This window comes from Solibacillus sp. FSL K6-4121 (assembly GCF_038002585.1).
Lineage (GTDB): Bacteria > Bacillota > Bacilli > Bacillales_A > Planococcaceae > Solibacillus > Solibacillus faecavium.
In genome coordinates, this window is sequence record NZ_JBBOCS010000002.1 from 515,526 (window position 1) to 527,934 (window position 12,409).

The window sequence follows — 12,409 nt, forward strand, 5'->3', positions numbered from 1 at the left end:
AACTAGTTTACAATTAAAACGTCGAAATGTAAAAATAAGGATATGGTAGGTGGGGGCAATAGAACTTATAACAGAAAAACTCATAATGATTGCTTTATTTATATTAATCATTCACTCGATAGAAACATTAGCGTACGCAGTGCGACTTTCTGGAGCTCGTGTTCGCTTATTAGCATCAGCATTATCACTTTTTAATGTAATGGTGATGGTTTCAAGATTATCTAACATGATGCAGCAGCCATTTACAGGGAGCTTGATAGATAATGCTCCTGATGATCATGCTTTACAATTTGTCGAGCATCAATTCCGATTTCTTATCGGTTCAGCTTCACTCGGCACGTTGCTTGGTATTATTTGTTTACCGACCTTTGTAGCCATTTTTTCTAGAGCGATTATTCATTTGGCTGGTGAAAGGGGTTCAATCCCAGCTTTATTGAAAAAAGGTATTACATTCGACTATATAAGTAGGACATTCAAACATTTACGCAAGCCAAGCCTGTCATATTTACGAGGAATAGGGATACGAGATATTCCAATAAAGCTATTTATGATTAATATTGTCATTACGGCTGTTTATACAATAGGGGTGTTATCGGCTTTATATGCTAGCTTATTGGTTCCTGAATACAAAACAACGGCAATTATGGCTTCGGGATTAATCAACGGTATAGCCACAATGTTATTAATTATATTTATTGACCCTAAAATATCTATTTTGGCTGATGATGTCATTAATAAAAAAGGGAATTATTCTGATTTGAAAAGAGCTTCGGTTATGATGATGAGTTCAAGACTTTTAGGGACGTTATTTGCCCAACTCCTATTTATTCCAGGAGCGCATTATGTAGCTTGGTTTGCAAAATTCATTGCATAGGAATTTAAAATTGAGGAGGTTTAACTTACTTTTTAGAAGGAGGGTATTCTAAATGTTCTATCGTAGAAAATATTACGTTGTAAAAAATGAATTTGTAGATCGATTTAATCATCACTTTAATGAAACGAATTTACCTAATCAACTGAGCCATGGTAGTCGGCTTATTGGCAGGTGGATGAAACCAAATGATGATCATACTACAGAAATTTTTGCTATTTGGGAATATGATAACTATGAAGCTTATATTGAAATCGAAACGAAAATAAAAGCAGATCTCAATCATGTAAATAAAATAAAAAAATGGTATGAAGAAAATGGTGGGAGAGATTACGTTTTATCGAAATACATATTACAAGTAAAAAATGAAGAATTGATTTCTACGGTAACTATGTCTTGATGGGGGATTTGTTTAATGCATGTTAACATTATAATTATAGGTAAAATATGTTAATTTAAAGTTACCTTTAATCTTATGTGACGATACAATAGAAAGCCAGTCATCTCCTTAAAGACATTTACAAGGATTAAAATAAAATTAATTTGGAGGTATCTAGTATGAAAACTTCTTTATATTTATTTATTTCAATTTGTTTAATGCAATTATTTATATTAATAAACGTAACTTTTTTAAACGGTGAATATGATGGATTGATGATGTGGTTATGTAGTGGCATTTTTATTTACGCATGTGCAATTTTTGGATTAAGTCGTAAAGGCAAAGATGCGTCTAACTAATATGGGGTCTCTTCAATAACGCTTTAGAAAGGTTATAATTCTAATAATTGTGTAGTTTAGTGAAAGAAGGAATGTATGAAAAGAGGTTATTTACATTGAAAGAAGAAAAGCTTATAAGAGCACTTGAATTACGAAAAGATAATAAAAAGAAAGAATCTAATCAATTACTTTTGAAAATAGTTGAGGAATACCCTGATAATGCATTGGTTAACTATCAATGTGCTTGGAGTTTTGATATTTTAGGAGAAGAATCAAAAGCAGTTCCCTTTTATGAAAGGGCTATTAAGTTAGGGTTATCTGGTAAAGATCTAGAAGGAGCAATATTGGGACTTGGAAGTACATATAGAACATTAGGGGAATACGAAAAATCAAAAAATACATTTCTAAAAGGAATCGAATTATTTCCAAATAACAGAGCAATTCAAGTGTTTTATTCTATGACTCTGTATAATTTAAACGATCATAGAAAAGCGATGGAAATTTTATTGAAATGCCTGCTAGATACCACTGCAGACTCTGAAATACTGAGTTATAAAAAAGCTATCAATTTCTATGCTGATAAATTAGATGAAATATGGAAATAGGTTGTAAAAATTTGTACTTATACAAAAGCGTGCTTAAATAAAGCTCTAGAATAATAAAAATTTCAGTCGGTTGTTCACAATCTTATTTAATTATTGTTCCCTTTCAATTCTTTTAATGATAGGGGACCCTTTACTTCGTTTTTATTCATTTCAATTATCCAATAAGAATACTCGGCATCACTAGGTTTTTTTGGAGGTTCTTCTATCCCTCGTCCGTTTGACTTTAAGTGCAATTGTTTTGCGATAATATACTGTTCATTACACCATACAGCAGTCACTTCAGCTGGTACATACAAATAGTTTATTGTATTTTCCTTTCCATCATTTACTGGTTCTTCTCCGTATATTTGAATTTGATGAGCTGAAAGTCTATCAATTCGATAACCATTCTCCAATGAAATTGTATAATCTGCTAATCCTGCGCATCCTGATAAAATCAAACAAGATCCGATCAATAAAATTAATTGTTTCAAAGTTGTCCCTCCATTAAAAAGCGTTTCGTCCTTTATTTTAATACGTATAAAATGGGAATAAGTTCCTTCCGTAAAACTTGAAGAAATCGCTAAAATTTTCATCCTACCCCAAATAAATAAGTTAAATCACCATAAGTTGGGGATGACAAAATTGAAAAAATAAGATTTGCTACGTGAAAACGCGTTGAAGCTGTCCGTTGTACTACATTCCGGGCGACGTGACTACAAAGCTTTTGTAAATTGAATTGCGTAATGAGATAAATAGCGGAAGGAATTTCCGTTATTTCGAAAATGACATAAAAAATAGTAAAAATAAGGGAAAAAAGTCCGTTATTGACTTAAAAAACATGAAATTTCAGAATTTTATTTAAAATAACGGTAAAACGTTCCCTTATTTACCCCTAAATGAGCTATATACTTTAAATAAGGGAAAAATTTACCCTTATTTTAGGGGGGCACTGAAAATTTTAAATAAGGCACTTAACTCGAAGTTGGACGGACGCTTCAAGATTAAATTTTCCGGATTGATAGGCCTCACATACGGCAATAAACGCGTTACGCGGCTTTAGCACTGTCTTTTCATAGCCCACGAATCAATTGGAAAATTATTAGAAAATCAACCCTATGTTATGGCGATTAAACTAAATATTAATATAAAAACAAAAATTTGAGAGGAAATGAATTTTATTTCGTTAGGTGAGAGTTTTTTTTCTATGGGTGAAAATCTTATCCAAATCTCATTTCTTTATAATTAATTTAAAAGTATAACTCCCAAAAGAATAACACATCAATATTTCAAAGGGATTGTTAATCTCTCTCTTCAATAAAGCTTGATATAAAAAACTAGACTAATAAACGCACATAGTAAAATAATACTGAAAATTATTAGTGGTCCAAAAAAGGCTGCTAAAATAACTGTGAATGGTGCCAACAAACGTCCAATTGTAAATTGCATGTTAGATGCAGCCATATACTGTCCTCTTGCATTTTCGGGGGCATATTCACTCACAAAATTGTATAGAACAGACGCTCTTACAATTTCACCAAAAGTAAATATAATCGTTAGAAATAACAACATCCATATATTTGTTGTAAAACCAACTGCAAACATACCAAAGCCTGCTAATAGACAGCTTAAAATAAACACATGCTTATCGCTCCAACCTTTTAACCATTTGGTAATAGGTAGAACAAATAGTACAAATAAAATACCATTTAGTCCTAACATATAACCTAATACGTCTTTACTGGAAAGCTCGAAGTTTATAAATGAAACGATTGTCTGATTTGGTACGTAATCGTAAATATAAACTGATAAGTATAAATCTAATTGCATAATCGCAATAACAGAGAAAATTCCTGCCAATAAATAATAAGCAAATTTATTGTCCTTTAGTATGATAATGTAGTCTTTTAATTGTTTTATTGGTGAAAATAAACCTTCATTTGAAGTCCAAGTTAGCGTTTCTTCTAACCAAAAATAGATAAATAAAAAGAAAATCATCAGTACAATAGCGCAGCTCCATAGTAGCAAATCACGGTAATCAAAAAATAACCATGCACCTAAGATAGGTCCTATAACTGCCCCTAAATTACTTCCTGTTAAAAATGTGGCAAATACTTCTTTTCTATATTCTGCTGAAACTGTATCTGCAACCATCGCATCACTTGCCGGTTTATATAGACCCTTTCCTATTGTAATTCCTAAAAAAGCAAAATAATCGAGCCAAATTATACTAGACGTAGCAAATAGAATAAACATAGTAAACTGAATACCAACGCCCCAGAGCATTACTCTTTTTCGTCCAAATCTATCTGCAAATGAACCTCCTATGAGTCCGGTAATTAGGCTGAGAACTGGTGGAACCATCATCAGTGCACCTGCCAAAGCCAATCCCAATGATTGACTAAAGTAAATCGCAATGAAGGGGAAATACATCCAATAAAATAAATTAAAGATTGTTTCTCCACAAAGTCTTACCTTTAAATTGCGTGTCCATATATTTTTTTTAACCATATAATACCTCATTGATTTATTTCGGCCGATGGGTTTATTTTAGAATTAAAAATATGGAAAATATAGACTTTAATAAAAAAATTTGATATACTAATAATATGAAAAACGAGTAAATACTACTTTTATTTGACGAGCACTATAAATAGAACATACATTCCTAAATATAATACCCCTCCACTAATCGACTATTTAAATCGATTAATGGAGGGGTTTTTTTACATAAAAATAAAGCTACAAATCCTTAAAATACCCAATGAAAATAAATATTCATTATTTTCAGTGTGATACTTTTTTAAGGATAAAAATTCTGTAACACGTTTACAAAATAGTGGAAACATTGATAAATTGCTTGTTTCGATTTAATTTTATTTTGTAACCATTGTAACAACACAAAATAGTTGTTAGTATTAATTATTGTACAATAATAGTATCGTGAGCGACCTGTTTGGAGTTGGGGGTTGCTGACAACAAATAGGGATTAATTACATACATATCAAGCGAAGATCGTCGTGGATAGCACTACTGACGGGAGCAGTTTCTGGAGAGAGCGCGTGTACCGCGTCGCCGAAGGGTTCATTATCTCAGGCAAAAGGACAGAAGACAGGAATAATAAGGGACGTTATTATTCTTATCTACAGGAACTGGTGAATTATCAGTTCCTTTTTTAATTTTCAGAAAACATGATTGGATGAACCGCGAACATTTACCTATTATTTTGCGCTGTCCTTGTGGCAGACAAAATACTTATCCTTTGGAGGAATTCGTTTTGGAACAACATGAACTAAAGCGCGATCTTAAAAATCGGCATGTACAACTAATTGCGATTGGCGGAACAATCGGTACAGGTCTATTTTTAGGATCAGGAAAAGCGATCTCACTTGCAGGACCATCAATAATCATCGGGTATTTAATCGTAGGGATAGCTTTATTTTTCGTCATGCGGGCACTTGGAGAGCTCCTATTATCAAAAGGGGGCTATGCTTCATTTACAGAGTTCGCTACAGAATATTTAGGAGATTGGGCAGGGTACGTTACTGGCTGGACATATTGGTTCTGCTGGATTATGACGGCTATGGCAGATATTATAGCGGTCGGAATGTATACACAATACTGGTTTGATATCCCTCAATGGGTGCCGGCCATTGCCTGTTTAGTAGTCTTACTAATCTTAAATTTATTGACTGTAAAATTATTCGGTGAACTGGAATTTTGGTTTGCTCTTATAAAAATTATTACGATCATTGCACTTATTGCAATCGGGATTGTATTACTCATCATTGGATTTGAAACAGATGCTGGAAAAGTTGCCGTATCTAATCTTTGGGAGCATGGCGGTTTATTCCCGAACGGAGCATTTGGCTTCCTTATGGCTTTCCAAATGGTTGTCTTTGCATTTGTTGGAGTGGAATTAGTAGGGGTAGCAGCTGCTGAAACGGAAAATCCGCAAAAAAATATACCATCGGCCATTAATAAAATACCGATCCGTATATTACTGTTTTACGTAGGTGCGCTATTTGTTATTTTAACGATTAACCCTTGGGATACGTTAAGTGCTACAAGCTCACCGTTCGTTCAAGTATTTGCTTTAGTCGGTATTCCGATTGCGGCAGGACTTATTAATTTTGTCGTATTAACATCAGCTGCCTCTGCAGGAAATAGTGGGATGTTCTCAACAAGCCGTATGCTGTTTAGTTTAAGTAAAGGGGAACAGGCTCCGAAATCTTTCGGTAAATTAAATAAAAATGCCGTTCCGCAAAACGGATTATTATTTTCTGCAATCGTCGTATCAATCGGTGCGCTGCTTAGCTATCTGATGCCGGATGATGCCTTTAGCATTGTAACGACAATCAGCGCGATTTGCTTTATTTGGGTGTGGAGCATTATTTTAATCTCGCATATCATTTACAAAAAGCGCCACCCGGATTTGCATGCGAAATCGATATTTAAAGCACCATTAACGCCGTTTGTGAACTATTTGGTTTTAGCCTTTTTCTTCTTTCTATTAATTATTATGGCGATTTCAGAGGCTACAAGAACTTCTCTTATGCTGACGCCATTATGGTTTATTTTGCTATTTGTTTTATATGCAATTCGGAAAAAATAAATATAAGGAAGGCGCTCCGCATGTGCGAGGCGCCTTTTTTTGATGATTGACGAATAACGGGGTCAAAGTGGCGAATGTCAAATGAAGAGTGACGATTAAGAGAGGAAAAGTGACGAATATCTGCATAAAAGTGGCGAATAACCCGATAAAACTGGCGAATATCTACCGCAGTTTCCCCAGTAAATTTTTCCGTGCCTCCATATGGATTTTATCGTCGCAACTATCACAGGAAAACTTGCCACGCATATTCCGTTTATACTTTTGGTATTTTGTTGTGCCTTCCACCAATAAAAAAGGCTGTTTACAGCAAAAACAAACTGCTTCATAAGTAATCATTTTAACTCCTCCTGTAAGAATAACATTGAATTTCTTAGTAAATAAACGTACACAAGACAGGCCATTAAGACACCAATAAAAGCAAATAAACTTGTTATCAGCTGGATGGAATAGATTTCAGCTAAAACACCAATAACCAGTGTCAACACGATTTGCATCACACTTTCGATTAAACCTAACGTACTGCCAAACCGACCCATAATTTCAGTAGGAATCGTTTGCTGATAAAATGTTGCATAGCCCGCATTACTAAATGCCATAAATAATCCAAGTAAAATGAACGAAGCAATGGCCAATATCAGATTCGATGAAAAATAAAACACAAAATAACATACTAATGTTAAAGAAAAGCCTGCTCCAATATATGAAATGAGTGATAATTTTTTGACATATTTAGCAGCCATAAAACCACCAACGATTGCACCAATTCCAGTCAATCCAACAATGATGCCGTATGCAGTATCCGACACTTTATGAAAATCCTTTAAAAATGACATTTCCTGTGAATCAAGTGAATAACAGATCATGAGAGCAGTTGAATATAACACAAAAAAGTATAAAATCGCTTTTTTCTCTCGAATGAATTTCCAGACGATATAAATGTCATCCCGAATAATGGCAGGGGTAATCGTCTTTGAGAGTTTCGTCATTTCACCTTGAACATTTGGCAGTAAGTACATCATCCATGCACTAAAAAGAAGCATGCATGCGTTTACCAACATCGCAGTAAATGTACTGCTAAAGGCAATGATGGCTCCACTTAAGGCAGGACCAACCATAAAACTACCGGAGCCAAGCATAGCGTTAATAGAGTTGAAGCGTAGACGATCATTTGGCTGTACAAGCTTTGTAATCATATAGGTAGTGCTCGGATTGGAAAAACATACTGCAATATTAGCAAGAAATATGAAGCAGTAAATTAGCCAAATTTCCGTAAGCAGCGGCATCATACAAACAATCCCTGCGCGGAATAAATCACTGAATATAAGAATCGTCCTTTTATTGGACCGGTCTACTATAGAGCCGGCAAAAAAGCTGCAAAGGATTCGGGCAATTGGACCAATGATATAAATACCTGCAACGGCTGCAGGAGACTCTGTTAAATGCCAAACAGTTAGATTAAGTGCAATTAAATAAATCCAGCTCCCTAACTTGGATACACCAAATCCAAACCATAAATAAAAATACTCTTTTCTTAACTCCATACAACCACCTCTTAGCTACTCATTCGTTGTCGTACTTTTTCACTTGCAAATAAAGCTTGTTTATAGCATTGGCTAGCATGCTTATAGGCATGGAGCTGTTCGTAAAACTGTCCCCATAAAGGGGCATAAAAAAGTATTAACGCATAGTACTGCTCTTCATTGAAATGCAAAAAAGCCTGTTCTTCCAGATCTTTTAGGCCGTGAATGGTCTGCTCCTGCTGAACTGCATATTGTAAAAGCTTTCGCTGATGAATGTGGTGCTGGATTGAAAACCGCTGTTCCTCATAACGGTGGAAGAGCTTTTCTAATTGCGTGAAATCTTTATTTTGAAAACAGGTGCGCATCCAGTTAATAACGGAATGCAGATCTTCATCATATTGATTAGCGGTCTCATAATGCTTACTGGCTTTTTGGAAATCCTGTTGGCATTCATAACAGTAGGCAATGTTATTATGAAGCGAGCTCCACTGCATCGGTGTTTGAATCGATTCGACATTTTCCAGTAGCTCAATACCCGCCTCATATTCCTGTAATGCTTCGCGGTAACGGTGGAGATCATTAAAAATAACGCCCTTCATCGAGTACAGCTTTAATTGAAATAATGGTTTAAACTGATGCGTGAAATAGTGTGCTGCAAGCTCGATATGTTGCAGAGCCTTTTGAAATTGGTAGCTGCGGTGGTTCGCAAAGGCGATATGATAATGATAATTGGCAAGCTCAAAAGGATGTGCGTTGGATAAATATTGCGCATGCTGCTCCTGCTGTTCTTTTTTAGCTAAAAGGTCAAATTCCATAAAGGATAAATGTCCAAACGCTGTAATGGATACAAATAACTCAGTAATACGATCTTTTTTCCAACTGACAACAGGTTTGATTTCATTCAAAAGCTTTCTTGCATCCATATCTTCTTTTATGGAATACAAATATCGACTGTAAATAAGCTTGGCGGTGATTTGAAGTTCAACGGAATATTCATTTTGCATGAGCGTCGTTAATAGCTCTCTATCACTTTCTGCAATAGCACCATTCGATAAAAGCTTTTCGTACACAGCTTCCATAAAGGCTGTATGCTCGGAAATATCGTGCTGAAGGCTAGAAAAATCTATGTTTAATTTTGCAAATAACTGTTCATACAAGGCATATTCTGCAATGACAATGCCATTCTCAATGCGGCTTAAGTAGGAAGGTGTACATAACCCTGTTGCTACTTCATCTTGTTTTAGTTTCTTTTTCTGTCTGTAGTATTTTAAAAGCTTACCCCATGATTGTTGTTGTTTATCCATATGGAACACCTCTTACTCTATTTTATCAAAATTAAGTTATGAAATATTGTGAATTTTTGGATTAATAATGATTGTGAGCAGCTCTAAATAATCGGACTTACACAAATGTATAAAATATTGCGTTATTTAATTGCATAATATAACCCTGCTCTTATATGATAAGGAAATAAAAAAGATAGTTTTGTTTTTATTGGGAGATTAGATAGGAGAGATCGTATGTTTTATTATGAAGTGGATAATGAAATACAATTAAAGTTAATTACGCAAAATGATGCAGAGGAAATTTTTGCATTCATTGACCGTTCCCGCAGTTATTTGCGTGGGTGGCTTGGTTGGGTAGACAATACAAAAACTGTGGAAGATACGCGTGCCTTTGCGGCAATGAATTTGGAAAAGTTTGCAAAGCGTGAAGGTCTGGACACAGCGATTTTTTATAAAGGACAATTTGTCGGGAAAGTTTCAATAAATACGATTAACTGGTCGCTGAAAAAATGCGAGATTGGCTATTTTCTAGATGAAAAATTTCAAGGTGAAGGCATTATGACACGCGCTGTAAAAGGGATTATAGATATTGCCTTCCACGAATATAAGCTTCAGAAGGTAGAAATTCATGCTGCAGTCGATAATAAGAAGAGCCGCCACATTGCTGAGCGTTTAAGTTTTATGCACGAAGGAACGATTCGTCAGGCGGAATGGCTATACGATCATTATGTCGATCACGCAGTTTATGGTTTAATGGCAGAAGATTGGGTAGGCGAGGATAAATAAAGAAAAATGGACCTCATCATTTATGTGATGAGGTTTTTATTATGGAAAAATGAAACTTTTTTGGTATTTAACAAGTATAGTAACTGTTATCTTTTTTATAAATACTTACATAGTTAAGGAAAGCAGGTGTGGGCAATTGACGAAACCCATTGTTGAAATTAAGAATTTGAACAAAAAGATCAAAGGGAAGCATATTATTAAAAACTTGAACCTGGATTTTCATCCGGGGCAAATAACAGGATTTTTAGGTCCAAACGGGGCAGGTAAAACGACAACGATTCGAATGATGACAGGCTTAATGTACCCATCAGAAGGTGAGGTAATTATTGATGGTCATACACTATCGAAAGACTATGAAAAGGCCATTAGTAAAATAGGGGTAATCGTTGAAAATCCGGAAATGTATAAATTTATGTCCGGCTACAAAAACTTGCAGCACTTTGCGCGTATGCATAAAGGTGTAACGAAAGAGCGTATCGATGAAGTGGTGGCGCAAGTAGGATTGCAAAATCGGATCCATGAGAAAGTAAAGACGTATTCATTAGGGATGCGTCAGCGACTAGGGTTGGCACAGGCAATGTTGCATCGTCCGAAGTTTTTAATATTGGATGAGCCTACAAATGGCTTGGACCCGGCAGGTATTCGAGAGTTCCGTATGTATTTACGGAAAATAGCTACAGAAGATAATGTCGCAATTGTTGTATCGAGTCACCTTTTATCGGAGATTGAACTAATGGTAGACCGTATCGCCATCATTCAAAACGGGGAACTGATCGACATTCGAGAGCTTGAGCAACAGGTTGCTGCGCAATATTACATTGAAGTGGGCCAGCCAGAGCAGCTTCTTGGATTATTTGAAGAACCAGTATATAAAGTAAACGGTGGCTACGTTGTTAATTTAACAAAAGAAGAAGTCCCTGCATTCGTCCGCAAGTTAGTTGAATCCGGAATTGATCTATACACAATTCAACCAATTCAAAAAAATCTTGAGGATCAATTTATCGAGATGACAGGTGGAGGTGCAATCGATGCAATACGTTAAAAATGAATGGATCAAAATGTGGTCACAAAAAAATGCTTGGATCATGCTAGGGATTTTACTCGCATTGCTTGCATTTGTTACAGGTATGAACAAATATTACAGCGTTGATTCGGCTACGAAAGAAGACCGTATTGAAGCGAATGAGAAATGGATATCCCATTATAATGACATGTTAAACGAAGAAGGTTTAGCAGAAGAAGATGTACAATATTACAACGATGAAATCGCGATGACTGAATATCGTATCGCACAGGATTTACCTTCGTTTGATGCAATGAGTTTTTCAGAGCATATGGAATTGTCGATTTCCATAACAATTATGATTATCGGTATTTTTACCGTGGTAATTGCCGCTGGTATTGTGTCCTCTGAATTTGGTACAGGGACAATTAAAATGCTATTAACGCGCCCAGTATCACGCTGGAAAATCTTATTATCTAAACTGGTTACATCGATTCTTTACGGAGCAACATTATTGGCAAGTGGCTTAATTTTCTCCTATATACTAGGTATTGTATTATTTAATACGGATCCAACCGTAACTTTATCGGTTATGAACGGTCAAGTAATTGAGGAAACAGTTAATACGCCGTTTATGGAAATGATTTTATACTCAGTTGGCTCAATCCTTATGACAATATTATTTGCATTTATGATTGGGACAATATTCGGGTCAAGTACACTGGCAGTAAGTTTATCATTATTCATCCTGTTAATGGGCTCAACAGCTACGATGTTTATTGCACAATATGACTTTGCCAAATATGTTTGGTTTGCAAATGATTTATCATTTTATGCACCTGGTAGCATGCCACTAATTGAAGGGCTAACATTTACATTCTCATTAATCGTGAATATCGTATATGCCATTGTCTTTTTGGCGATTACATTCATTTACTTTATGAAACGTGATGTAACTGCGTAAAATAATTTAAGAAAAAAATATATAGCAATAAAACAAAAAAACCTCATCTATTATCTATCAGGA

13 protein-coding genes and 1 riboswitch are annotated in these 12,409 nt (G+C 35.2%); of the genes, 8 read left to right on the plus strand and 5 right to left on the minus strand.

Features of this window, described 5'->3' with window-relative positions:
• Positions 1-85 precede the first annotated feature (85 nt).
• The 4 genes from MHH95_RS12060 to MHH95_RS12075 all read left to right on the plus strand — a co-directional run bounded on the left by MHH95_RS12060 (position 86) and on the right by MHH95_RS12075 (position 2,193).
• Positions 86-874, plus strand: a complete 789-nt coding sequence (locus MHH95_RS12060) for a lipid II flippase Amj family protein (protein WP_340727765.1) — start codon at positions 86-88, stop codon at positions 872-874.
• Between the two features lie 52 nt (positions 875-926).
• A complete protein-coding gene (locus MHH95_RS12065) occupies positions 927-1,271 on the plus strand; it encodes an NIPSNAP family protein (RefSeq protein WP_340727766.1) in 345 nt (114 codons plus the stop codon).
• A gap of 158 nt (positions 1,272-1,429) precedes the next feature.
• Positions 1,430-1,609: a hypothetical protein gene (locus MHH95_RS12070; RefSeq protein WP_340727767.1), complete on the plus strand. Its 180-nt coding sequence runs from the start codon at positions 1,430-1,432 to the stop codon at positions 1,607-1,609.
• A gap of 71 nt (positions 1,610-1,680) precedes the next feature.
• Positions 1,681-2,193 (plus strand): tetratricopeptide repeat protein, encoded by a 513-nt coding sequence (locus MHH95_RS12075; RefSeq protein ID WP_340728756.1) that lies wholly within the window; start codon positions 1,681-1,683, stop codon positions 2,191-2,193.
• 86 nt (positions 2,194-2,279) lie between these two features.
• On the opposite strand, the gene MHH95_RS12080 is transcribed toward MHH95_RS12075, so the two are convergent.
• Entirely contained in the window at positions 2,280-2,666 is a 387-nt protein-coding gene (locus MHH95_RS12080; protein WP_339216369.1) for a DUF3997 domain-containing protein, read from the minus strand.
• Positions 2,667-3,486: 820 nt separating this feature from the next.
• Positions 3,487-4,683, minus strand: a complete 1,197-nt coding sequence (locus tag MHH95_RS12085; RefSeq protein WP_340727768.1) for an MDR family MFS transporter — start codon at positions 4,681-4,683, stop codon at positions 3,487-3,489.
• 528 nt (positions 4,684-5,211) lie between these two features.
• Positions 5,212-5,290, plus strand: a riboswitch (glycine riboswitch).
• 159 nt (positions 5,291-5,449) lie between these two features.
• On the opposite strand from MHH95_RS12085, the gene MHH95_RS12090 reads away from it, so the two are divergent.
• A complete protein-coding gene (locus tag MHH95_RS12090; RefSeq protein ID WP_340727769.1) occupies positions 5,450-6,787 on the plus strand; it encodes an amino acid permease in 1,338 nt (445 codons plus the stop codon).
• Between the two features lie 162 nt (positions 6,788-6,949).
• On the opposite strand, the gene MHH95_RS12095 is transcribed toward MHH95_RS12090, so the two are convergent.
• From MHH95_RS12095 to MHH95_RS12105, 3 genes are read right to left on the minus strand one after another with little or no spacing between them, the layout of a single operon-like run.
• On the minus strand, positions 6,950-7,123 hold the full coding sequence (locus tag MHH95_RS12095; protein WP_191699148.1) for a hypothetical protein: 174 nt from the start codon (positions 7,121-7,123) through the stop codon (positions 6,950-6,952).
• A complete protein-coding gene (locus MHH95_RS12100) occupies positions 7,120-8,328 on the minus strand; it encodes an MFS transporter (protein ID WP_340727770.1) in 1,209 nt (402 codons plus the stop codon). The genes MHH95_RS12095 and MHH95_RS12100 overlap by 4 nt, the downstream gene beginning before the upstream one ends.
• Positions 8,329-8,339: 11 nt before the next feature.
• Positions 8,340-9,611: a helix-turn-helix domain-containing protein gene (locus MHH95_RS12105; protein WP_340727772.1), complete on the minus strand. Its 1,272-nt coding sequence runs from the start codon at positions 9,609-9,611 to the stop codon at positions 8,340-8,342.
• 216 nt (positions 9,612-9,827) lie between these two features.
• Here MHH95_RS12105 and MHH95_RS12110 point away from each other — a divergent pair, with 216 nt between their 5' ends.
• The 3 genes from MHH95_RS12110 (at position 9,828) to MHH95_RS12120 (ending at position 12,346) form a co-directional block, all read left to right on the plus strand.
• Positions 9,828-10,379, plus strand: coding sequence for a GNAT family N-acetyltransferase (locus MHH95_RS12110; protein WP_340727773.1), 552 nt, complete (start codon positions 9,828-9,830; stop codon positions 10,377-10,379).
• Between the two features lie 136 nt (positions 10,380-10,515).
• On the plus strand, positions 10,516-11,421 hold the full coding sequence (locus MHH95_RS12115; RefSeq protein WP_340727774.1) for an ABC transporter ATP-binding protein: 906 nt from the start codon (positions 10,516-10,518) through the stop codon (positions 11,419-11,421).
• Entirely contained in the window at positions 11,408-12,346 is a 939-nt protein-coding gene (locus tag MHH95_RS12120; protein ID WP_340727775.1) for an ABC transporter permease, read from the plus strand. Before MHH95_RS12115 ends, MHH95_RS12120 begins: the two co-directional genes overlap by 14 nt.
• Positions 12,347-12,409: the final 63 nt, after the last annotated feature.